Origin of the sequence: Mesorhizobium sp. ESP7-2 (assembly GCF_020164715.1) — a bacterium.
In the GTDB taxonomy this organism is placed as follows: Bacteria; Pseudomonadota; Alphaproteobacteria; order Rhizobiales; family Rhizobiaceae; genus Mesorhizobium.
Map to the genome: position 1 here is coordinate 1 of NZ_JAIUGQ010000040.1, position 21651 is coordinate 21651.

Consider the following 21651-nt stretch of genomic DNA (forward strand, 5'->3'; position numbering starts at 1 on the left):
TCGACGGAGCCCTGGGGGCCGAACTGCTGGTCGCCTTCAAGAAGCTGATCGAGAACCCGATGGGCATGCTGGTGTAGGAAAGGAAAGGGCTGTGCGGATATTCTTCACCAGCCTTTTTGCCTTTCTCATTTCCGGGTTGGCCGGCGGGCTGATCGCGCAATGGTTGGCCGTCGCCACCGGCGCCGAGGAAGAATACATCATCGTCTTCATGTTCTCGGTACTGGTGACTTTTGTCGTCACCTTCGTCTTCTTCGTCGCGCAATTGACGAACGATCCGGTCGCGGCCGTGGCGACGGCGGGAAAGTGGACGCTGATTGTATTTGTGGCGCTGCTTCTCCTCTTGGTCGCGCTGATCCTCTACAGCGACAGCAGCGCCGCGGTGGTCAGGAGAGACATGCCGGTGGTTGCCGGTCTTGGTCTGCCGGGCCTGGTGACGATCATCATCCATTGGTTGTTCGTGCGCTGGCGCGTGAAGCGCGATGTGGCCGACATAAAGGCGGGTTGAACGAATGAAGACGGTTCTTTGTTACGGCGACTCGCTGACCTGGGGCTACAATGCCGAAGGCGGGCGTCATGCGCTGGAGGATCGCTGGCCAAGCGTGCTGCAAGCTGGACTTGGCGAAGGCGTCCAGGTTATCGCCGACGGCCTCAACGGCCGCACCACCGCCTTCGACGATCATCTGGCCGGAGCCGACCGCAACGGTGCGCGGCTGCTGCCGACGGTGCTGACGACGCATGCGCCGATCGACCTGATCGTCATCATGCTCGGCGCCAACGACATGAAGCCGTGGATCCATGGCAAGCCGGTTGCCGCCAAGCAAGGCATCCAGCGGCTGATCGACATCGTGCGTGGCCACGATTATCCGTTCGACTGGCCGGCGCCGCAGATCCTGATCGTTTCGCCGCCTCTTGTCAGTCGCACCGAAAATGCCGACTTCAAGGAGATGTTCGCCGGCGGGGATGACGCCTCGAAGCAGCTTGCACCGCAATACGCAGCACTCGCCGACGAAGTTGGTTGCGGCTTTTTCGACGCTGGCACGGTGGCGCAAACAACACCTCTCGATGGCGTCCACCTCGATGCCGAAAACACGCGAAACATCGGCAAGGCGCTGACGTCAGTCGTGCGCGTCATGCTGGAATTGTGATTGAAGGAGAAAAACCCGTGGCTGAGAACTACGACGTCATCATCATCGGCTCCGGTCCCGGCGGCTATGTCGCGGCGGTGCGTTCCGCCCAGCTCGGCTTCAAGACGGCCATCGTCGAGCGCGAGCATCTGGGCGGCATCTGCCTGAACTGGGGCTGCATTCCGACCAAGGCGCTGCTGCGCTCGGCCGAGATCATGCACTATTCGGATCACCTGAAGGATTATGGCCTGAAGCTCGACGGCGGCAAGATCAGTGCCGATACCGCGGCCGTCGTCGATCGGTCGCGAAAAGTGTCGCTCAGGCTCAATGGCGGCGTCGCCTTCCTGATGAAGAAGAACAAGGTCGACGTCATCTGGGGCGAGGCCAAATTGTCGAAGCCCGGCGAGATCGTGGTCTCCAAGACGGCCAAGAAGCCGATGGAGCCGCAGCCGCCGGTGCCGAAAGGCGTCAAGGGCGAGGGCACCTACACCGCCAAGCACATCATCTTGGCGACTGGCGCGCGGCCGCGCGCGCTGCCCGGCATCGAGCCGGATGGCAAGCTGATCTGGACCTATTTCGAGGCCATGGTGCCCAAGGAGATGCCGAAATCTCTGCTGGTGATGGGCTCGGGCGCAATCGGTATCGAATTCGCCTCCTTCTACCGCACAATGGGCGCCGACGTGACCGTGGTCGAGCTGCTGCCGGCTGTGATGCCTGTCGAGGATGCCGAAGTCTCGAAATTCGCGCAAAAGCAGTTCGAGAAGCAAGGCATGAAGATCATCCTCGAGGCCAAGGTGACCAAGGTCGAGAAGGGGGCGAACTCGGTCACCGCGCATGTCGAGATGAAGGACGGCAAGGTCGAGAAGATATCAGCCGACCGCATGATTTCGGCCGTCGGCGTCCAGGGCAATATCGAGAATCTCGGCCTTGAAGCGCTCGGCGTGAAGACGGACCGTGGCTGCGTTGTCGTCGATGGTTACGGCAAGACCAATGTGCCTGGCATTTACGCCATCGGCGATGTCGCCGGCCCGCCGATGCTTGCCCACAAGGCCGAGCATGAGGGCGTCGTGTGCGTCGAGAAGATTGCGAACTTCCCCGGTGTTCACGCCATCGACAAGCTCAAGATTCCCGGCTGCACCTATTGCAACCCTCAGGTTGCCTCGGTTGGCCTGACGGAAGCGAAGGCCAAGGCCGAAGGCTGGGATATTCGCGTCGGCCGCTTCCAGTTCGCAGCCAATGGCAAGGCGATCGCGCTTGGCGAAGACCAGGGCTTCATCAAGACCATCTTCGACAAGAAGACCGGTCAGTTGCTCGGCGCGCACATGGTCGGCGCCGAAGTCACCGAATTGATCCAGGGCTTTGTCGTGGCGATGAACCTCGAAACGACCGAGGAAGAGCTGATGCACACGATTTTCCCGCACCCGACGCTGTCGGAGATGATGAAGGAAAGCGTGCTCGACGCCTATGGCCGCGCCTTGAACGCATGATAGATTCGCCGCGGGAGACTCAGCTTCGAAAGCCGCAGGGTCGCGACGGCGAGGCAGTTCGTTTCCGGATGCATTTTTACTGGCGCAAGGAGAAGGCATATGCACTTGAACGGCGTGGGCTGGATCGCAGCCATCATCATCGGCGGCCTGGCAGGCTGGTTGGCCGAAATGGTCATGAAGAGCAACACCGGCATATTCATGAACATTATCATGGGGATCCTTGGCGCTGTGGTGCTGAACGCCATCCTGCAGGCGCTCAACATCGGCGTGTTCGGCGTAGGCTGGACCGCCTATCTGATCACCGGCTTTATCGGTGCCTGCCTGCTGATCTGGGTCGGTCGCCTGGTGCGCCGCTAGTCGATATCGCTCCGGCTATGCGAAAACGGTTGTGGCGGCATGCGCCGCTGCAGCCTTTTTCTTTGTGTTGAAAAGTCCTAGATGACGTGAAAGTGACGATCGCCGACGGGCGGTCGCGAGAAAAAAGCCAGGGTTCAGATGGTCATTGTCCTCGACACGATCGCCAACGCGCCGCGGCTGCGGCATCCCGAGAAAGCGCATAAGCCCGACCAGGAAGTCCTGCGCAAGCCGGACTGGATCCGCGTCAAGGCGCCGGTGTCGAAGGGCTATGCCGAGACGCGCGAGATCGTCAAATCCCACAAGCTGGTGACCGTGTGCGAAGAGGCCGGTTGCCCGAACATCGGTGAGTGCTGGGAAAAGAAGCACGCCACCTTCATGATAATGGGCGAGATCTGCACGCGCGCATGCGCCTTCTGCAATGTCGCCACCGGCATTCCGACCGCACTCGATCCAGACGAGCCGGCCCGCGTCGCGCATGCCGTCAAGCAGATGGGCCTTACACATGTCGTCATCACCTCAGTCGACCGCGACGATCTCGCCGATGGCGGCGCGCAGCACTTCGCCGATGTCATCCGTGAGATTCGGGCGGCAACGCCTCTGACGACGATCGAAATCCTGACGCCGGATTTTCTGCGCAAGGACGGCGCGCTGGAGATCGTCGTGGCGGCCAGGCCCGACGTCTTCAACCACAATCTCGAAACCGTGCCGTCGAATTATCTGAAGGTCCGGCCGGGCGCCCGCTATTTCCACTCGATCAGGCTGCTGCAGCGGGTCAAGGAACTTGATCCGTCGATCTTCACCAAGTCCGGCATCATGGTGGGTCTGGGCGAAGAGCGGAACGAAATCCTGCAGTTGATGGATGATCTGCGCTCGGCCAATGTCGACTTCATGACCATCGGCCAGTACCTGCAGCCATCGAAGAAGCACCACCCGGTGATCCGCTTCGTCACGCCCGAGGAGTTCAAGTCCTTCGAGACGATCGGCAAGACCAAGGGTTTCCTGCTGGTGGCGTCTAGCCCGCTGACGCGCTCGTCGCATCACGCCGGCGACGATTTCGCCAGGCTGCGCGCGGCGCGCGAAGCGCAGCTCGCGAAATCGCTCTGATGCGTCTTCGACGCGACGCGCTCTAGAGCCGGGTTCATGCCGAAATTCGAAGCCACCCGCCGCGTTGCCCATACGCCTGAGCAGATGTTCGCGCTGGTCGCCGACATCGAGACTTACCCGCAATTCTTGCCGCTTTGCGAAGCGCTGACGGTTCGTTCGCGCAAGGAGCGTGACGGACGCACCATCCTCGTCGCCGACATGAGCATCGGCTACAAGGCGATCCGCGAGACCTTCACCACGCAGGTGCTGCTGAAGCCCGACGAGAACGCCATCGATGTGAAATACATCGATGGCCCGTTCAAATATCTGAGCAATGTCTGGCGTTTCGAGCCAGACGGTGCCGGCTGTGTCGTGCGCTTCTTCATCGACTACGAATTCAAGAGCCGCATCTTGGGCGCGCTGATGGGCACGATGTTCGACCGTGCCTTCCGCATGTTCGCCGAGGCTTTCGAAAAGCGCGCCGACGTCATCTACGGCAAGACACCGGCGGCCTGACTCCCGCCAAGCGTCTGCAAGCCGAGCTTGAGCGCATGGTCGACCGTTTGCCGGCGGATGAAGTCACGGCCATTGTCGGCAAACAGCTTGTATTCGGCCGTCACGGGTTGGCCGTTCACCGCAACGCCAAACCAGACCAGGCCGACAGGCTTTTCGGCAGAACCGCCACCTGGACCGGCAATGCCGGTAACGGCCAGGGTCAGCCCTGCGCGTGAACGGGTGAGCGCGCCCTTTGCCATCTCGATGGCTGTCTCGCGGGAAACCGCGCCATGCGCGTCGAGCGTGGTTGTTCGCACGCCGAGCATGTCCATCTTAGCTTCATTGGAATAGGTGATGAAGCCGCGATCGACCACGGCCGAAGAACCGGCGATGTCGGTCAGCGCGGCGATGATCATGCCGCCGGTGCAGCTTTCGGCGGTCGCCAGCATGATGCCGCGCTCGCGGCAGGCCTCGAGCAGGGCGATTGCCAGGCCGCTGTCGGTCATTCCGGAACCTCGCCGGGAAACACCACGCTGGCGGTGGCGATCGCCGCAATGCCTTCCTCGCGGCCGACGAAGCCGAGCTTCTCGTTGGTTGTCGCCTTGATCGAGATTCGGTCGGCGGAAATGCCCAGCATCAGGGAAAGAACCGCCGTCATCGCCTCGCGGTGCGGGCCGACACGCGGTGCCTCGCAGATCAGCGTGATGTCGGCATTGGCGATGCGCCCGCCGCGCTCCCGCACCAGTCTTGCCGCATGTTCGACGAATATCCGCGACGCAGCGCCTTTCCACTGCGGATCGGACGGCGGGAAGTGCGTGCCGATGTCGCCGGCCCCGCAGGTCGCCAGCAGCGCGTCGGTCAGGGCGTGCAGGCCGACATCGGCGTCGGAATGGCCCGACAATTTCCTGTCGTGCGGAATGGCGACGCCGCAGAGCGTGACATGGTCTCCCGGCTCGAAGGCATGGACGTCATAGCCGTTGCCGGTGCGGATATCGGGGAAGTGTGCCCGCTCGCTGGAAAGTCGCTGGTGCGCCATGGCGATGTCCCGTGCCCATGTGAGTTTGATATTGTCCGGCGAGCCGGGAACGAGCTTCACCGGCATTTGCATCCATTCGGCAATCGACGCGTCGTCGGTAAAGTCGGTTTTGCCTCGGTTATAGGCTTCTTCATGCATCGTCATGATCGCGAGGAAGGGAAAGCCTTGCGGCGTTTGCGCCGCGTGCAGCCCGTTTCTGGGGACTGTTTCGCCGACCATGCCGCTGGCCGATTCGCGTTTCAGCGTGTCGGCAACGGGCAGGGCGGGAAGCGCGCCTTCACGCTCGCCGATGGCCGCGATCGTGCGGTCGATGAGATCCATGTCGACAAAGGGACGCGCGGCGTCGTGGATGAGGACCTTGTCCGGCGCGTAGCTTCTTAGCGCGTGCAGCCCGAGCCGAACCGAATCCTGCCTGGTGGCGCCTCCGGCGATTGCCGTCACCCGATCGGCATCGGTGCCCACCGCTTGCCGAAAAAGCTCCTGGTCCTCGGCATGAATGGCCACGACGATCCGGCCGATGAGCGGGTGCGCCAGAAAAATATCGATGACACGAGCGATGACGGCGCGGCCGGCAATTCGTTGATATTGCTTCGGGCCATCGGCCTGCCCGGCGCGCGCGCCGCGGCCGGCCGCGACGATAACCACCGCGACTTTGCCACCCGGATCCGAAGCCTGATTTTCAGTTGCGCCAATCATTTAGTCTGGTCCTAGTCGCGGCCAAGGCCGAAGGCCAGCATTTTCCCAATTGCGCCTTAATGTGGCGTCATTCCGCGTTGCACATTTCTCTCGATCTGGCTAGAGAATGTGCAGCGAATGGACATGCTTGGTTTTTGTGCATGGTTAACTTGATCAGATTGGCCGCGCCTCTCGACGTCGGCGGTGTGAGAATCCGCAACCGCGTCTTCCTCGCGCCGATGTCTGGGATTACCGACGAGGCGTTCAGGCAGCGCGCCCATGCGCATGGCGCCGGCCTAGTCGTGTCCGAAATGGTGGCCAGCGGCGAACTCGCCAAGGGCAGGGCCGGCTGCGACCTGCGCATACGTCATTCCGGCCTGCCCGTCCATATGGTGCAGCTTGCCGGCCGCGAGGCGATCCATATGGCCGAAGGCGCACGGATCGCCGCCGGCGAGGGCGCCGACATCATCGACATCAACATGGGCTGCCCGGCCAAGAAGGTCACCGGTGGCTATGCCGGTTCGGCATTGATGCTGGACCTCGACCACGCGCTCTCGCTGATCGAGGCCGTGGTCGGCGCGGTCAAGGTGCCGGTCACGGTCAAGATGCGGCTGGGTTGGGACGAGGCGGCACTCAACGCTCCCGTCCTGGCGCGCCGTGCCGAGCAGGCGGGCGTCAAGATGGTCACGGTCCATGGCCGCACACGCTGCCAGTTCTACCAAGGCAAGGCGGATTGGCGCGCCATCGCTCGCGTCAAGGAGGCCGTATCCATCCCGGTCGTCGCCAATGGCGATGTCTGCTACCCAAGTGAGGCAGCCGCTATTCTCGAACAGTCCGGCGCCGACGCAGTGATGGTCGGCCGCGCCCACTACGGCGCGCCGTGGGTCGCCGGCAGCATCGCCGCGGCTGCCGCCGGGGCATTTTCGCCCGGCATTCCCGAGACCCCGCAAGCGCTCGCCGACTATGTCGTTGCCCATTACGAGGACATGCTGGCGCTTTACGGCACCGAGAGCGGCCTGCGTCAGGCGCGCAAGCATCTGGGCTGGTATCTCGATCGACATGCCGGGGGCGTCGCTGGCGACAGTAGAAAGGCGATAATGACCGCGTTCGAACCAGCCCGTGTCATCGCCTTGCTGCGCGATGTGTTTTCGCGCGACCCGCAAACCATGAACCTGCGGAGTGCCGCATGACCGCCACCGCTAGCAAGGGCGTTGAAATGGCGGATGCCGCCCAGATCGTGCTGAACACGATCCGCCGCCCGGTGATCATGATCAGCGAGGAAGGCTTCATCACCTTCGCCAACGCCGATGCCGAGGATTTCTTTCGCTCCAGCGCGACCATGCTGGCGCGCAACACTCTGTCCAAGCTCATACCCTTCGGCAGCCCGTTGCTGACGCTGGTCGACCAGGTGCGCGAGCGCCGAGCGCCCGTCAACGAGTATCGGGTCGACGTCTCGTCACCCCGCCTCGGCATCGAGAAGGTCGTCGATCTCTATGTCGCGCCGGTGCCGGAGTTTCCGGGCTCCGTCGTGGTCATGTTCCAGGAGCGGTCGATGGCCGACAAGATAGACCGGCAGATGACGCATCGCGGCGCGGCGCGCTCGGTGACCGGCCTGGCGGCGATGCTGGCGCATGAGATCAAGAACCCGCTTTCCGGCATCAGGGGGGCGGCCCAACTGCTCGAACTGTCCGCCTCCGATGAGGATCGCGCGCTGACGCGGCTGATCACCGACGAGACGGACCGTATCGTGTCGCTGGTCGATCGTATGGAGGTTTTTTCCGACGAGCGGCCGATCGATCGCTATCCCGTCAACATCCATGTTGTGCTCGATCACGTGAAGGCAATCGCAAAGAACGGTTTCGCGAAGAAAATCAAGATATTGGAGGATTATGATCCATCATTGCCTCCAGTATTCGCAAACCGCGACCAACTGATCCAGGTGTTCCTCAACCTGATCAAGAACGCCGCCGAGGCAATTGGCAGCGATCCGCAGGGCGAAATCGTGCTGTCCACCGCCTTCCGGCCCGGTATTCGGGTTTCGGTCCCGGGCACGCAGGATCGTGTATCGCTGCCGCTGGAGTTCTGCGTGCGCGACAATGGTTCCGGCGTCTCGGAAGATATCCTGCCGATCCTGTTCGATCCCTTTATCACCACCAAGCCGAACGGCTCGGGGCTGGGGCTGGCACTGGTCGCCAAGATCGTCGGCGAACATGGCGGCATCATCGAATGCGATTCGACGCCGCGCGCGACAACGTTCCGGGTCCTGATGCCGGCCTGGAAGGAAACGGCGCTGGGCGCCGATCAAGACGGCGAAGGAGACCGCAAATGACCGTTCGCGGCAATATTCTCGTCGCCGACGACGACGCGGCGATCCGCACCGTACTCAATCAGGCGCTGTCGCGTGTCGGTCACGAGGTGCGCGTGACCTCCAACGCCTCGACGCTGTGGCGCTGGGTGGCCGCCGGCGAGGGTGACCTCGTCATCACCGACGTCGTGATGCCGGACGAGAACGCTTTCGACATGCTGCCGCGCATCAAGAAGGCGCGGCCGGAACTGCCCGTCATCGTCATGAGCGCCCAGAATACGTTCATGACGGCGATCCGCGCTTCCGAAACCGGCGCCTACGAATATCTGCCGAAGCCTTTCGACCTCACCGAACTCCTCAACATCGTCAACCGAGCGCTGTCCGAGCCCCGGCGGCCCAAGATCGATGCCCGGCAGGAAGAGCAGCCCGAAACGATGCCGCTGGTCGGCCGTTCGGCGGCCATGCAGGACATCTACCGTATGTTGGCGCGCATGATGCAGACCGACCTGACGGTCATGATCTCGGGCGAATCGGGCACTGGCAAGGAACTGGTGGCGCGCGCGCTGCATGAATACGGACGCCGTCGTGGCGGTCCGTTCGTTGCCATCAACATGGCGGCGATCCCGCGCGACCTGATCGAATCGGAATTGTTCGGCCACGAGAAGGGCGCCTTCACCGGCGCGCAGAACCGCTCGACCGGCCGCTTCGAGCAGGCAGAGGGCGGCACGCTGTTCCTCGACGAGATCGGCGACATGCCGATGGAGGCGCAGACGCGCCTGCTGCGCGTCCTGCAGCAGGGCGAGTACACGACGGTCGGAGGCCGTACGCCGATCAAGACCGATGTGCGCATCGTCGCTGCCACCAACAAGGACCTGCGCACGCTGATCAACCAGGGCCTCTTCCGCGAGGACCTTTTCTACCGTCTCAACGTCGTGCCGCTCAGGTTGCCGGCGCTGCGCGAGCGCTCCGAGGACGTACCCGATCTGGTGCGCCATTTCTTCAAGCTTGGCGAGATGGAGGGGCTGCAGACCAAGCGTATCTCTTCCGGCGGCATCGAATTGATGAAGCGCTATCCATGGCCAGGCAATGTGCGCGAGCTGGAAAACCTCGTTCGCAGGCTCGCCGCGCTTTATTCGCAGGACGAGATTTCCGCCGAGATCATCGAGGCGGAGCTCAAGACAGGGGAACGCCCGGTGGTGCCAGGCGCCGGCAACCTCATTCCCGACGATCTTTCCATCGGCCAGGCGGTGGAGCACTTCCTGCAGCGCTATTTCGCCTCCTTCGCAGGCGAATTGCCGCCCGCCGGTCTCTACGAGCGTATTCTATCCGAAGTCGAATACCCGTTGGTGCTGGCTTCGATGACGGCAACCCGCGGCAACCAGATCAAGGCCGCGGAGCTTTTGGGCCTCAACCGCAACACCTTGCGCAAGAAGATTCGTGAATTGGGCGTCAACGTCTATAAGTCGTCCCGCCAGACCTGAGCCGACGCCAGGCACACGATCTTTTCAGGGGACCGAACGGGGAAAGAGTCCCGCCTTGGTCACACTTGTTGCATAATCGCCACAATGCGTTGCATAGATCGGACGCAATCACTGGCTCTACACGGCGACATGGCTCCGCGGACACCTGTACCCAACCAACCGCATTTCAGCGAACCCGGCGCGCGCGACGGACGCCGGCTGCTGGCGCTGCCTGGCGTGATCGCGGTCGTCGGCGCCCTGATCATGGCGGCTATTTCGTTCGCCATCCTGGTCGGTGCGACACCGATCGCGCCGGATGCCAAGGCGACGTGGGCGCTGATCGCTCTCAACGCCGCCTTCGTGCTCGTTCTCATCGCGCTGGTCGGGCGCGAGGTGCATCGCATCGTCATGGCCCGCCGCCACGGCAAGGCGGCTTCCCGGCTGCATGTGCGCATCGTTGCCATGTTCGCGCTGGTTGCCGCCATTCCCGCCATCATGGTGGCGATCATCGCCTCGATCACGCTCGATATCGGCCTTGATCGCTGGTTCGAGATTCGCACCAAGACGATCGTCAATTCGTCACTGTCGATCGCCGATGCCTATGTCCAGGAAAACGCCCGCAACCTGCAGGGCACGACGCTGTCGATGGCCTATGATCTGGATGCGTCGCGAACGCTCTACGGCCTCGACCGCACCGGCTTTCTCGACCTCATGAACAAGGAAGCCGTGGGCCGCTCGCTGGCGCACGCCGCGCTGATCAAGCCCGACGGCTCCTTCGTCATGAGCGCCAAGACCGATGCCGATTTCGCCATGCCGGAACCGCCGGAAGGAGCGGTTGCCACCGCCACCGACGGTAAGCCGGTGCTGATCGAGCCGCGCACGCGCAACATCATGGGCGCCATCGTCAAGTTGCGCGAGATCGAGGGCCTCTATCTCTACACCATCCGTCTGGTCGACCCAGAGGTGATCAAGGCGCGGCAGATCGTCAGGTCCAACACCGACGAGTATCGCAATCTCGAGGACAACAGGCGCACCTCGCAAGTGGCATTCGCGCTGCCCTATCTGTCGCTGACCCTGATCATCATCCTGTCGGCAATCTGGACCGGCATAGCCGTTGCCGACCGACTGGTGCGACCAATCCGTCAGCTGATCGGCGCTGCCGATGAGGTCGCGACCGGCAATCTCGACGTCGCGGTGCCGGTGCGGCCATCCGATGGCGATGTCGCCTCGCTCGGCGATACGTTCAACAAGATGCTGCTGGAGCTCAAATCACAGCGCAACGAGATCCTGTCGGCGAAGGATCTGATCGACGAGAGGCGGCGTTTTTCGGAAGCCGTGCTTGCCGGTGTCACCGCCGGCGTCATCGGCGTCGACCCCTACGGCATCATCACCATCGTCAACCGTTCCGCCGAATCGATGCTGGCCATTTCCGCCAGCGCGGCACTCGGGCAGAACCTTTCCGCGATCCTGCCTCATGTCGGCCGCGTCTTCGAGATCGGCCGTAAGTCCGGCAAGCCCGTCTATCGCGAGCAGGTGACCTTCTATCGCGCCGGCGCCGAGCGGACCTTCAATGTGCAGGTCACCATCGAGGCCGGCGACGACGGCTCCGAGGAAAAGTCCTACGTCGTGACGGTGGATGACATTACCGACCTGGTTCAGGCCCAGCGTTCGTCCGCCTGGGCCGACGTGGCGCGGCGCATCGCCCACGAGATCAAGAATCCACTAACGCCGATCCAACTTTCCGCCGAGCGTATCAAGCGCCGCTACGGCAAGGTCATCACCGAGGACCGCGAAGTTTTCGACCAATGTACCGACACGATCATCCGGCAGGTGGAGGATATCGGCCGCATGGTCGACGAGTTCTCGGCCTTTGCGCGCATGCCAAAGCCCGAGATGAAGGCCATCGACCTGCGCGAATCGCTGCGCGAGGCTTCCTTCCTGGTCGAAGTCAGCCGTGCCGACATCACCTTCGAGCGGATATTCGGCAATGAGCCGCTCAAGGGCACTTTCGACAGCCGGTTGATGGCCCAGGCCTTCGGCAACGTGATCAAGAATGCCGCCGAGGCGATCGACGGGCTGGAACAGAACGACGGTTCGCACGGCATAATCCGGATTCAAGCCGGGCGCCAGAATGGCGCGATTCGCATCGACGTCATCGACAATGGCAAAGGCCTGCCGCGCGAGAATCGCCAGCGATTGCTGGAGCCTTATATGACCACACGCGAAAAGGGCACCGGGCTTGGTCTCGCTATCGTCAAAAAGATCGTGGAGGACCATGGCGGCAGGCTGGAACTCCATGACGCGCCTGCGGACTTCCATGGCGGGCGCGGCGCGATGATCAGCATCATCCTGCCGCCCGCGGCCGGCACGCTGCCGCGGGGCGAAAGCAGGGCGGACCACGAAAGAGAAACTGAAAAGGTCGGTAATGGCGTCTGATATTCTCATCGTCGATGACGAGGAAGACATCCGTGAACTCGTCGCGGGCATCCTGAGTGACGAGGGTCACGAAACCCGTACGGCATTCGATGCCGACAGCGCCCTGGCGGCCATCGCCGATCGAGCGCCGAGGCTGATCTTCCTGGACATCTGGCTGCAAGGTTCGCGCCTGGACGGGTTGGCGTTGCTCGACGAGATCAAGACCATGCACCCGAACCTGCCCGTGGTGATGATTTCAGGCCACGGCAACATCGAAACCGCGGTTTCCGCCATCCGTCGCGGCGCCTATGACTTCATCGAGAAGCCGTTCAAGGCCGACAGGCTGATCCTCATCGCCGAACGTGCGCTCGAGACCTCGAAATTGCGCCGCGAGGTTTCCGATCTCAAGCTGCGTAGCGGCGAGACCTTCGACCTGATCGGCATGTCGTCGGCGATGAGCCAGTTGCGCCAGACCATCGAGCGTGTCGCGCCGACCAACAGCCGCGTGATGATCGTTGGGCCCTCCGGTTCGGGCAAGGAGCTGGCAGCGCGCGCCATCCATACGCTTTCGGCCCGCAAGGGCGCGCCGTTCGTGACGCTGAGCGCCGCCAACATCACGCCCGAACGCATGGAGATCGAACTGTTCGGCACCGAATCGAACGGAGTCGAGCGCAAGGTGGGAGCGCTGGAGGAAGCCCATCGCGGTATTCTCTACATCGACGAAGTGGCCGACATGCCGCGCGAAACGCAGAACAAGATTTTGCGCGTGCTGGTCGAACAGCAGTTCGAGCGGGTGGGCGGTACAAAGCGGGTCAAGGTCGATGTCCGCATCATTTCCTCAACCTCGCAGAACCTGGAGGCGATGATCGCCGACGGGCGATTCCGCGAGGATCTTTACCATCGGCTCGCCGTGGTTCCGGTCATGGTGCCAGGGCTGGCCGAACGGCGCGAGGACATTCCCTATCTCGTCGACAATTTCATGAAGCAGATCGCCCGCCAAGCCGGCATCAAGCCGCGCCGCATCGGCGACGATGCGCTGGCCGTGCTGCAGGCGCACAACTGGCCGGGCAACGTGCGTCAGCTCCGCAATAACGTCGAGCGGCTGATGATCCTGGCGCGCGGCGAGGATGTCGACGCGCCGATCACCGCGGATCTGCTGCCGTCCGAAATCGGCGATGTCATGCCGCGCACGCCCAACCAGTCGGACCAGCACATCATGGCGCTTCCGCTGCGCGAGGCACGCGAACAGTTCGAAAAGGACTATCTGATCGCCCAGATCAACCGGTTCGGCGGCAACATCTCGAAGACGGCCGAGTTCATCGGCATGGAGCGCTCCGCTTTGCATCGCAAGCTGAAGTCGCTGGGCGTCTGACGCGCGGCGTCCATCGGCCGCGCCTGGGCCAAGCATTTGCCGGTTACGGCGGCGGCGGAATCGCATAAGAAGGCCCGAGAATTTTCCAGGGGTCGCCAATGCCGCGCATTGCCTATGTCAACGGGCGCTACGTCGCTCATGCGGACGCTTCCGTGCATATCGAGGATCGCGGCTATCAGTTCGCCGACGGCGTCTACGAGGTCTGCGAGGTGGCGCGCGGCTTCATCGTCGACATGCCCCGCCATCTTGCCCGGCTGAACCGCTCGCTGACCGAACTGTCGATCGCCTGGCCGGTGACGCGCAACGTATTGCCGCTGATCCTGCGCGAAGTGGTCAACCGCAATCATGTCGCCAACGGCCTGGTCTATGTCCAGGTGACGCGCGGGGTCGCCAGCCGCGATTTCGTTTTTCCGTCGGCGGACACGAAGCCGGCTCTGGTGGTGACCGCCAAGAAGGCGGATCCTGCCGCCGGCACGAAACGGGCCGAGACGGGTATCGCGGTCATCACCGTGCCCGAGAACCGTTGGGATCGCGTCGACATCAAGAGTACCGGTTTGCTGCCCAATGTATTGGCCAAGCAGAAGGCCAGGGAAGCCGGTGCCCAGGAAGCCTGGTTCGTGGACACGGATGGCAACGTCAAGGAAGGCGGCTCGTCGAATGCCTGGATCGTTACCAGGGATGGCGTTCTGGTCACCAGGCCGGCCGAACATGGCATTCTGCGCGGCATCACGCGCACCACCATGTTCGAAGTCGCGGCAAAGCTCGGCCTGAAGATCGAGGAGCGTGGATTTTCCGTTGCCGAGGCCAAGGCGGCTCGCGAAGCATTCATCAGTTCGGCGACGACTATTGCCATGCCGATCGTGACCATTGACGGTGATCCCATAGCCAATGGACACCCCGGCTCAATAACACTTTCGTTGCGGCAGGCCTTTTTTGACATTGCGGAAAAAAGTCCAGCCTGATAACCGCACAGGTGGAATGAACATCAATATATCTCGTTCTGCTTGTCGTTACTGACGGCAAGAGGGTGTTTGCGCGCTTGACATGTGCCCGGTAATTTGGCGCATTGGCTGCAAACCGAAGGGGATCGGCGAAAGACAAAAACAATGGCGGAACGATCGCAAAACCTTCAGGACCTGTTCCTGAATTCAGTTCGCAAGAGCAAGAACCCGCTCACCATCTTCCTCATCAACGGCGTGAAGCTGACCGGCGTGGTCACCTCCTTCGACAATTTCTGCGTCCTGTTGCGCCGCGACGGCCACTCCCAGCTCGTCTACAAGCACGCCATTTCCACGATCATGCCGAGCCAGCCGGTTCAGATGTTCGATGGCGAGGAAAGCCAGGGCGCCTGATTGGCACGTGAGAGAGACGCGGACGGCACGGTTCGCGGAAAATCAGCGCATCATCCCGGGACGGAAGCGGAAGCCCCGACCCGGGCCGTTGTCATTGTGCCTGTGCTTTCCCGCCAACCGCGCAATGACGATGACACGAGCCGTCCCCGGCTGACACGCTCGGCCGAGGCGCGCCACGACGAAGCAGTCGGCCTTGCCCGCGCCATCGACCTTGATCTGATCCATACGGCGGTCGTCACCGTCAACGACCCGCGTCCGGCGACATTGCTGGGCAGCGGCAAGGTCGAGGAGTTCGCCGGGATCGTCAAGGAAGGGCATGCGGAAGTGGTCATCGTCGACCATCCGCTGACGCCGGTACAGCAGCGCAATCTCGAGAAGGAATTCAACGCCAAGGTGCTGGATCGCACGGGGCTGATCCTGGAGATTTTCGGCGAGCGGGCGCGCACCAAGGAAGGCACGCTGCAAGTCGAGCTTGCCCATCTCAACTACCAGAAGGGCCGCCTGGTGCGCAGCTGGACCCACCTGGAGCGTCAGCGTGGCGGTGCCGGCTTCCTCGGCGGCCCCGGTGAAACGCAGATCGAATCCGATCGGCGGCAGTTGCAGGAAAAGATCATAAAGCTGAAGCACGAGCTGGAAACGGTGCGCCGCACCCGCGACCTGCATCGCGCCAAGCGCAAGAAGGTGCCGTTTCCAGTGGTGGCGATCGTCGGCTACACCAACGCCGGGAAGTCGACGCTGTTCAACAAGCTGACCGGGGCAGGGGTGCTGGCGCAGGACATGCTGTTTGCCACGCTTGATCCGACACTGCGCCGCGTGCGGCTGCCGCATGGCACGCCGATCATTCTTTCCGACACGGTGGGCTTCATTTCGGACCTGCCGACGCATCTGATCGCGGCGTTCCGCGCGACCTTGGAAGAGGTCGTAGAGGCCGATCTCGTTATCCATCTGCGCGACATTTCCGATCCCGATACGGCGGCGCAGGCCGAAGATGTCGAACGCATCCTCGCCGACCTCGGCGTCGACGCCAGCGACACCAAGCGCGTGATCGAAGTCTGGAACAAGATCGACCTGCTGGACGAAGGCAACAGGCAACGGCTGCTCGCCGACGGCGCCGGCGGCGGCAAGGAGCCGCCAATCGCCGTATCGGCGGTATCGGGCGAAGGCATCGATGCGCTGAAGGCGATCATCGAAACGCGGATGGCCGGCGAGCTGCGAGATCTGACGGTGACGATCGAGCCGGCCCAGTTTGGCCTTCTCGATTGGCTTTACCGCAATGGCGATGTCGTTTCGCGAACCGACAATGACGACGGCAGCGCCACCATCTCGCTCCGGGCCACGCAAAGCGCCCGTGAAGAGATCGAAAGCCGATTGCGCCGCAGAAACAATGGCTAACGCGCAGCAATCCAGGAAGAAGTGCTACTTCGCGTTTTTTGCTTCCTGCCAGAGCGCTTCCATTTCCTCCAGGGTAGCTTCCTCCAGCGAGCCGCCTGTCTTTTCCAGGGCCTGCTCGACATAGTGGAAGCGTGAGCGGAATTTCTCGTTGGTGCCGCTCAGCGCCGCTTCCGAATCGAGCTTCAGGTGACGCCCAAGATTGACGACGGCAAACAACATGTCGCCGAACTCGTCCTTGATCTCAGCCGTTTCACCCTTGGCCAGAGCCTCGCGCAACTCCCCGATCTCTTCCTCGATCTTGTCCAGGATGGGAGCAGCCTCGCTCCAGTCGAAGCCGACACGGGCGGCCTTTTCCTGAAGTTTCAAGGCTCGCGTCAAGGCGGGCAGGGCGACCGGAACACTGTCCAGGAATCCCTTGCCATTGTCCTCGGGGTCGAGGCCACGCGCGAGGCGGGCTTGCCGCTTCTCGGCCTTCTCCTGCGCCTTGATCTTCTCCCACATGCCCTTGGCCATGCCGGCGCTGCGAGCCTTCTCGTCGCCAAAGACGTGTGGATGGCGGCGGATCATCTTGGTGGTGATGGCCTGGACCACGTCAGGGAACGCGAATTCACCGGCCTCCTGCGCCATCTGGGCATGGTAGACGACCTGCAGCAGGAGATCGCCAAGCTCGTCGCGCAGGTCGTCGAGATCGCCGCGCGCAATGGCGTCCGCCACCTCATAGGCCTCCTCGATCGTATAGGGGGCGATGGTGGAGAAATTCTGCTCGATGTCCCACGGGCAGCCGGTCTTCGGCGCGCGCAACGCGGCCATGATCTCGATCAGGCGTGAAATGTCGTTCGATGGCGTCATGCGGCGGATGCTATCGCGCGAACCGCCGCGCGGCCAACGCTGTCAGCCGGCGAGGGGGGCTTGTCCACAGTTGCACCGTACCCGCTTCGTCAGTCCAGCACGGAAACGATCGCCTTGGCGAGGTCATCCATGCCGTCCTCGGGCAGGCCCGCCACGTTGATGCGGCTGTCGCCGACCATGTAGACGGCATGCTCGGCGCGCAGCCGTTCGACCTGCGCTTCCGTGAGGCCAAGCCTGGAGAACATGCCGCGATGGCTGGCAACGAAGTCGAAACGGTCGGAATTGGATTGCCGGCGCAGCGCCTCGGCGAACGCGACCCTAAGCCTCAGCATACGCAGGCGCATCTCTTCCAACTCTGCTTCCCAGTCGGCACGCAGCGTGGCGTCTTCCAGCACGATGCGCACCGCGGCCGCGCCATGGTCCGGCGGCATCGAATACATCGCGCGCGCCGCCGACAGCATCTGGCTCATCGCGACGTCGGCGTGCGCGCCGTCCCTGGCCAGGACCATCGCCGCGCCGACACGATCACGGTAGACGGCGAAATTCTTCGAGCAACTCGATGCGACGACCATTTCCGGGACTTTCGCGGCCAGCAGCCGCAAGCCGAGCGCATCGGCCTCGAGGCCGTCGCCAAAGCCCTGATAGGCGATGTCGACAAATGGCAGCAAGCCACGCTCGACGATGAGATCGGTGACGGCCTCCCACTGAGCCACATCCAGATTGGCGCCGGTCGGGTTGTGGCAGCAGCCATGCAGCAGCACCACGTCACCGCTGTCTGCCGTCCGCAATGCCGCCAGCATGTCGTCGAAACGAACCGCACCCGAGGCTGCATCGAAATAGGGATATTCGCGAATCTGCAGGCCTGCGGCACGCATCACCGGCATATGGTTCGGCCAGGTCGGATCGGAGACCCAGACCGTCGCGTCCGATCGTGTGCGCTTGAGCAGTTCGGCCACCAGCCGTAACGCGCCGGAGCCGCCAGGCGCCTGCGCCGCACGGATGCGCGACAGGTCCGCACCCGGACCGAAGGCGAGCTTGGCCATCACAGTGTTGAAAGCGGTATCGCCGGCAAGGCCGAGATAGGTCTTGGTATCCTGTCCCTCCAGCAGCCGCTTCTCGGCTTCGCGCACGGCGCGCATGACCGGCGTCTTGCCGTCGCGATCCTTGTAGACGCCGACGCCGAGGTCGACCTTGCCAGGGCGCGGATCGGCGCGATAAAGCCCGATCAGCGCAAGAATCTTGTCGGCGGGAGCTGGCTGCAGGTCTTCGAACATCATTATGGTTCCGTTGGCGCGGCGGAGTGATACGCAAATTGGCCAGGTTTCACCAGCGGTTTTGCTGCGCCGACACGAAAAGCGGCACCTGTTGGTGCAGCTTCCACCCACTTCAGAGAAAGCATGCTCCATGCTCGTCCGTCTGACCATGATCTGCGCCGGCGCCGCGGCGACGACCCGGAAAGGATCGTTTCCTTCGGATGAACCGCTGGAGCCACGATCGCTGACATTGGCAAAGGCGATGCGCGGGACGCTGCGTCGCGCCGACCGTGTGTTGACGGGCCCGGCGCTTCGCGCCTGTCAGACCGCTGAGGCGCTATCGCTGGATGCGTCTGTCGATCCGACGCTGGCGGACCAGAATTGCGGACGATGGGCAGGCAAGAGCTTTGACGAGGTGCAGGCGCTACACCCGGATGAGATCGTCGCCTGGCGTACGAATCCGAATGCGGCCCCGCATGGCGGTGAATCGCTGGCCGAAATTGCCCAACGGGCCGCTGGTTTGATGGATCGATTGATCGCCGAACGTGGTCACACGATCGCCGTGACGCATGCCAGCGTCATCCGCGCCGCGATCCTGCATGTTCTCAGCGCGCCGCTTGCCGCCGGTTGGAAAATCGACATCGAGCCGCTGAGCATCACCGATTTTCGCAGCGACGGCCGCAGATGGGTGTTGCGCGCCTGCGGCGTGAGCGCTCCCAAACGGGCAAGTCCGCGTCGGGACTGAAGAGCAGCGCTGGATCGGCGAAGAAAAAGACAGCCGCCGGGATTAGAATCCCCACATGCTCCGTAAACAGGGCATGAAACCGTCGATGCCACGCTTTGACATTATAGGACAACTCGGGTCGCTGCGGCGCTACGCGCGTTCGCTGACGCGCGACGGCGTCGAGGCCGAGGATCTCGTGCACGACGCGCTGGTGCGCGCCTATGAGCGTCGTGGCACCTTCCGCTCCGGCGGCAACCTGCGGGCATGGCTGCTGTCGATCGTCCACAATACCTTCATCGACCGCATGCGCTCGCGCCGCTCGGAAGCGGCTCGTCTCGAACAGGCCGGATATCTGGCGGACGGCAGCACGCCGGCGCCGCAGGAACATTCCGTGCGCCTGGCGCAGGTGCGCGAAGCCTTTTTCAGCCTGCCGGAAGAGCAGCGCTCGGCGCTGCATCTGGTCGCCATCGAGGGGCTCTCCTACCAGCAGGCGGCAAATGCCAGCGGCGTGCCGCTGGGCACGCTGATGTCGCGTATCGGCAGGGCGCGCGCGGCCCTGCGCCAGCTGGAAGAGGCGCCGGCGCGGGGCAAAAATCATCTCAGGATCGTGGGAGGTGACTCATGACCGCTCTTGTCGACCCGGTTACGGACGCAGATCTCGACGCCTATGTCGACGACCAGCTCGATGTCACCCGTCGCATCGAGGTCGAAGCTTTCCTGTCCGCGCGTCCGGAAGCGGCCGCGCGCGTGATGTCCGATCTGCGCACCCGCGACGAACTGCGCGTGGCGCTGGCCGGCTCCGAGGGCATGGCGCGACCCACGACTGCCGATGCCGCGCGGCGGCTGGAGAGGGGACTTGGCCGGGGCCGAGTCTTCGGCATGTTGCAACGCGCGGCGGCGGTCGCCGCTTTCGTTGCCGCCGGCTGGCTGGCAAACGGCATTGTCGGGCCGATGTCGGTGACCAAGGTGGTCGCTTCGCCGCAGCCGCCCGCCTATGTCGACGAGGCGGTGCAGGCACACAGGACGACACTGCTGCGCGAAAACATGCCCTCGCAGACCGAGGCGCCCAATTACGATGCCGGCGAGATCCGCGCCGCCACCGCCATCGTCATGCCATCGCTGCCGAAGGACTGGAAAGTCCGCGACGTGCAGATCTATCCGTCGCGCTTCGGCCCGAGTGTCGAGATTGCGGTTGAAACGAAGGAGATGGGCCTGGTGTCGCTGTTCGCGATCCGGCCGGGCACTTTCGATGTGGTCAAACCGACCGTCGCGCCCTCCGGCGATATCTCCTCGGCCTACTTCCAGATCGGCGATGTCGCCTACGCGGTTGTCGCGAAGAGCGAGGTTCACGATCTCGACCGCGCCGCCGAAACGCTCGCCAGAACACTCTACTGACCCATCCACAAAGGAGACCTGAAAATGAATACGCCCAATCTTGGATACCGCGTGGACACGGGCCCCCGGGCCGGAGCCGTCTATGACGAGGGCCTGCGCCAGCACATGCTGCGCGTCTACAATTATATGGGCCTCGGCCTGGTGGTTACCGGCCTTGTCGCCTTGCTGGTGTCGTCGACGCCCGCCCTCTATGTGCCGATCTTTTCCAGCCCGCTGAAATGGGTGGTGATGCTGGCGCCGCTCGCTTTCGTGCTGCTGTTCTCGTTCAAGATGCAGACCATGTCGGCGGCAAGCGCGCAGGCAATGTTCTGGGCCTTTTGTGCCGTCATGGGCCTGTCGCTGGCCTCGGTGTTCCTTGTCTTCACCGGCACCAGCATCGCGCGCACCTTCTTCATCGCCGCCACCATGTTCGGTGCCACCAGCCTCTATGGCTACACGACCAGGCGCGACCTGATCCAGTTATCGTCCTTCCTGATCATGGGCCTGATCGGCGTGGTGATCGCCAGCATTGTCAACATCTTCCTCGGCTCGACCGCGCTGCAGTTCGCCATTTCGGTGATCGGCATCGCCGTGTTCATTGGCCTGACCGCCTGGGATACGCAGACGATCAAGGAGCAGTATGCGGAGAACTTCGATGCGGAGTCGCGGCAGAAGCTCGCCGTCTTCGGCGCCTTCTCGCTCTATCTGAACTTCATCAACATCTTCCAGCTGCTGTTGAATTTCACCGGCGAGCGGGAATAGTCCGAACCGTAGCAGGCAACATCTGGCATCCTGCCGTGGCCGGAGGGAAACCTCCGGCCATTTTCATTCGAAAGGGCGCCTGGCCCTTGGCGCCATCGACGTTCATCGCGACTGTGTGAAATGCAAACGCCGTCCG

22 protein-coding genes are annotated in these 21651 nt (G+C 62.9%); 18 read left to right on the forward strand and 4 right to left on the reverse strand.

Annotated features, from left to right (window positions below):
• The 6 genes from LB543_RS27430 to LB543_RS27455 all read left to right on the forward strand — a co-directional run.
• Window positions 1-505: hypothetical protein (locus LB543_RS27430; protein WP_224616382.1), on the forward strand; the 505-nt coding region annotated here is incomplete at its 5' end.
• A gap of 4 nt (window positions 506-509) precedes the next feature.
• Window positions 510-1145: an SGNH/GDSL hydrolase family protein gene (locus tag LB543_RS27435; RefSeq protein WP_224616383.1), complete on the forward strand. Its 636-nt coding sequence runs from the start codon at window positions 510-512 to the stop codon at window positions 1143-1145.
• Between the two features lie 17 nt (window positions 1146-1162).
• Window positions 1163-2611: a dihydrolipoyl dehydrogenase gene (gene lpdA, locus LB543_RS27440; protein ID WP_140811862.1), complete on the forward strand. Its 1449-nt coding sequence runs from the start codon at window positions 1163-1165 to the stop codon at window positions 2609-2611.
• 99 nt (window positions 2612-2710) lie between these two features.
• Window positions 2711-2968 (forward strand): GlsB/YeaQ/YmgE family stress response membrane protein, encoded by a 258-nt coding sequence (locus LB543_RS27445; protein WP_140758640.1) that lies wholly within the window; start codon window positions 2711-2713, stop codon window positions 2966-2968.
• Between the two features lie 138 nt (window positions 2969-3106).
• Window positions 3107-4072 carry a lipoyl synthase gene (lipA, locus tag LB543_RS27450; protein ID WP_140811925.1) on the forward strand — a complete coding sequence of 322 codons (966 nt, stop codon included), beginning with the start codon at window positions 3107-3109 and terminating at the stop codon, window positions 4070-4072.
• Between the two features lie 36 nt (window positions 4073-4108).
• Window positions 4109-4567, forward strand: coding sequence for a type II toxin-antitoxin system RatA family toxin (locus LB543_RS27455; protein ID WP_224616384.1), 459 nt, complete (start codon window positions 4109-4111; stop codon window positions 4565-4567).
• Here LB543_RS27455 and LB543_RS27460 read toward each other — a convergent pair.
• Window positions 4543-5052, reverse strand: a complete 510-nt coding sequence (locus LB543_RS27460; RefSeq protein ID WP_224616385.1) for a CinA family protein — start codon at window positions 5050-5052, stop codon at window positions 4543-4545. The genes LB543_RS27455 and LB543_RS27460 overlap by 25 nt on opposite strands.
• Window positions 5049-6278, reverse strand: coding sequence for a bifunctional 2-C-methyl-D-erythritol 4-phosphate cytidylyltransferase/2-C-methyl-D-erythritol 2,4-cyclodiphosphate synthase (locus tag LB543_RS27465; protein WP_140758644.1), 1230 nt, complete (start codon window positions 6276-6278; stop codon window positions 5049-5051). Before LB543_RS27465 ends, LB543_RS27460 begins: the two co-directional genes overlap by 4 nt.
• 140 nt (window positions 6279-6418) lie before the next feature.
• Between LB543_RS27465 and dusB the strand changes: the two genes are divergently transcribed.
• The 8 genes from dusB (at window position 6419) to hflX (ending at window position 16553) form a co-directional block, all read left to right on the forward strand.
• A complete protein-coding gene (dusB, locus tag LB543_RS27470) occupies window positions 6419-7447 on the forward strand; it encodes a tRNA dihydrouridine synthase DusB (RefSeq protein WP_224616386.1) in 1029 nt (342 codons plus the stop codon).
• Window positions 7444-8586: a two-component system sensor histidine kinase NtrB gene (locus LB543_RS27475; protein ID WP_224616387.1), complete on the forward strand. Its 1143-nt coding sequence runs from the start codon at window positions 7444-7446 to the stop codon at window positions 8584-8586. Before dusB ends, LB543_RS27475 begins: the two co-directional genes overlap by 4 nt.
• Window positions 8583-10043 (forward strand): nitrogen regulation protein NR(I), encoded by a 1461-nt coding sequence (gene ntrC, locus LB543_RS27480; RefSeq protein WP_027142746.1) that lies wholly within the window; start codon window positions 8583-8585, stop codon window positions 10041-10043. Before LB543_RS27475 ends, ntrC begins: the two co-directional genes overlap by 4 nt.
• Before the next feature lie 84 nt (window positions 10044-10127).
• Window positions 10128-12458 carry an ATP-binding protein gene (locus LB543_RS27485; protein WP_411908792.1) on the forward strand — a complete coding sequence of 777 codons (2331 nt, stop codon included), beginning with the start codon at window positions 10128-10130 and terminating at the stop codon, window positions 12456-12458.
• Entirely contained in the window at window positions 12448-13809 is a 1362-nt protein-coding gene (locus LB543_RS27490) for a sigma-54-dependent transcriptional regulator (RefSeq protein WP_140758649.1), read from the forward strand. The genes LB543_RS27485 and LB543_RS27490 overlap by 11 nt, the downstream gene beginning before the upstream one ends.
• Before the next feature lie 98 nt (window positions 13810-13907).
• The gene (locus LB543_RS27495; RefSeq protein WP_140811856.1) at window positions 13908-14771 is read left to right on the forward strand and encodes a D-amino-acid transaminase; all 864 of its coding nucleotides are present in this window, start codon (window positions 13908-13910) and stop codon (window positions 14769-14771) included.
• Window positions 14772-14915: 144 nt separating this feature from the next.
• Window positions 14916-15161, forward strand: a complete 246-nt coding sequence (gene hfq, locus LB543_RS27500) for an RNA chaperone Hfq (RefSeq protein ID WP_006202172.1) — start codon at window positions 14916-14918, stop codon at window positions 15159-15161.
• The gene (hflX, locus tag LB543_RS27505; RefSeq protein WP_224616389.1) at window positions 15162-16553 is read left to right on the forward strand and encodes a GTPase HflX; all 1392 of its coding nucleotides are present in this window, start codon (window positions 15162-15164) and stop codon (window positions 16551-16553) included. It begins immediately after the preceding gene.
• Between the two features lie 24 nt (window positions 16554-16577).
• On the opposite strand, the gene mazG is transcribed toward hflX, so the two are convergent.
• Both mazG and LB543_RS27515 read right to left on the reverse strand, forming a co-directional pair.
• A complete protein-coding gene (gene mazG, locus LB543_RS27510) occupies window positions 16578-17402 on the reverse strand; it encodes a nucleoside triphosphate pyrophosphohydrolase (RefSeq protein ID WP_224616390.1) in 825 nt (274 codons plus the stop codon).
• A gap of 89 nt (window positions 17403-17491) precedes the next feature.
• The gene (locus tag LB543_RS27515; RefSeq protein WP_224616433.1) at window positions 17492-18676 is read right to left on the reverse strand and encodes an aromatic amino acid transaminase; all 1185 of its coding nucleotides are present in this window, start codon (window positions 18674-18676) and stop codon (window positions 17492-17494) included.
• A 130-nt stretch (window positions 18677-18806) separates the two neighbouring features.
• Between LB543_RS27515 and LB543_RS27520 the strand changes: the two genes are divergently transcribed.
• The 4 genes from LB543_RS27520 (at window position 18807) to LB543_RS27535 (ending at window position 21515) form a co-directional block, all read left to right on the forward strand.
• Window positions 18807-19400, forward strand: a complete 594-nt coding sequence (locus LB543_RS27520) for a histidine phosphatase family protein (protein WP_224616434.1) — start codon at window positions 18807-18809, stop codon at window positions 19398-19400.
• Window positions 19401-19485: 85 nt separating this feature from the next.
• Window positions 19486-20004: a sigma-70 family RNA polymerase sigma factor gene (locus tag LB543_RS27525; protein ID WP_246682433.1), complete on the forward strand. Its 519-nt coding sequence runs from the start codon at window positions 19486-19488 to the stop codon at window positions 20002-20004.
• On the forward strand, window positions 20001-20774 hold the full coding sequence (locus LB543_RS27530) for an anti-sigma factor family protein (RefSeq protein WP_224616391.1): 774 nt from the start codon (window positions 20001-20003) through the stop codon (window positions 20772-20774). Before LB543_RS27525 ends, LB543_RS27530 begins: the two co-directional genes overlap by 4 nt.
• Before the next feature lie 24 nt (window positions 20775-20798).
• Window positions 20799-21515, forward strand: coding sequence for a Bax inhibitor-1/YccA family protein (locus tag LB543_RS27535; RefSeq protein ID WP_224616392.1), 717 nt, complete (start codon window positions 20799-20801; stop codon window positions 21513-21515).
• Window positions 21516-21651 lie beyond the last annotated feature (136 nt).

What these genes read in the sequence shown, in the direction of transcription:
- LB543_RS27515 (WP_224616433.1), bottom strand. Translation starts at nt 18,676, where the DNA reads ATGTTCGAAGACCTGCAGCCAGCTCCCGCCGACAAGATTCTTGCGCTG.
- LB543_RS27435 (WP_224616383.1), top strand. Translation starts at nt 510, where the DNA reads ATGAAGACGGTTCTTTGTTACGGCGACTCGCTGACCTGGGGCTACAAT.
- LB543_RS27460 (WP_224616385.1), bottom strand. Translation starts at nt 5,052, where the DNA reads ATGACCGACAGCGGCCTGGCAATCGCCCTGCTCGAGGCCTGCCGCGAG.
- LB543_RS27475 (WP_224616387.1), top strand. Translation starts at nt 7,444, where the DNA reads ATGACCGCCACCGCTAGCAAGGGCGTTGAAATGGCGGATGCCGCCCAG.
- LB543_RS27445 (WP_140758640.1), top strand. Translation starts at nt 2,711, where the DNA reads ATGCACTTGAACGGCGTGGGCTGGATCGCAGCCATCATCATCGGCGGC.
- hfq (WP_006202172.1), top strand. Translation starts at nt 14,916, where the DNA reads ATGGCGGAACGATCGCAAAACCTTCAGGACCTGTTCCTGAATTCAGTT.
- dusB (WP_224616386.1), top strand. Translation starts at nt 6,419, where the DNA reads ATGGTTAACTTGATCAGATTGGCCGCGCCTCTCGACGTCGGCGGTGTG.
- LB543_RS27520 (WP_224616434.1), top strand. Translation starts at nt 18,807, where the DNA reads ATGCTCGTCCGTCTGACCATGATCTGCGCCGGCGCCGCGGCGACGACC.
- LB543_RS27535 (WP_224616392.1), top strand. Translation starts at nt 20,799, where the DNA reads ATGAATACGCCCAATCTTGGATACCGCGTGGACACGGGCCCCCGGGCC.
- LB543_RS27495 (WP_140811856.1), top strand. Translation starts at nt 13,908, where the DNA reads ATGCCGCGCATTGCCTATGTCAACGGGCGCTACGTCGCTCATGCGGAC.
- LB543_RS27525 (WP_246682433.1), top strand. Translation starts at nt 19,486, where the DNA reads ATGCCACGCTTTGACATTATAGGACAACTCGGGTCGCTGCGGCGCTAC.
- LB543_RS27465 (WP_140758644.1), bottom strand. Translation starts at nt 6,278, where the DNA reads ATGATTGGCGCAACTGAAAATCAGGCTTCGGATCCGGGTGGCAAAGTC.
- ntrC (WP_027142746.1), top strand. Translation starts at nt 8,583, where the DNA reads ATGACCGTTCGCGGCAATATTCTCGTCGCCGACGACGACGCGGCGATC.
- lipA (WP_140811925.1), top strand. Translation starts at nt 3,107, where the DNA reads ATGGTCATTGTCCTCGACACGATCGCCAACGCGCCGCGGCTGCGGCAT.
- LB543_RS27490 (WP_140758649.1), top strand. Translation starts at nt 12,448, where the DNA reads ATGGCGTCTGATATTCTCATCGTCGATGACGAGGAAGACATCCGTGAA.
- LB543_RS27485 (WP_411908792.1), top strand. Translation starts at nt 10,128, where the DNA reads ATGCGTTGCATAGATCGGACGCAATCACTGGCTCTACACGGCGACATG.
- mazG (WP_224616390.1), bottom strand. Translation starts at nt 17,402, where the DNA reads ATGACGCCATCGAACGACATTTCACGCCTGATCGAGATCATGGCCGCG.
- LB543_RS27455 (WP_224616384.1), top strand. Translation starts at nt 4,109, where the DNA reads ATGCCGAAATTCGAAGCCACCCGCCGCGTTGCCCATACGCCTGAGCAG.
- LB543_RS27530 (WP_224616391.1), top strand. Translation starts at nt 20,001, where the DNA reads ATGACCGCTCTTGTCGACCCGGTTACGGACGCAGATCTCGACGCCTAT.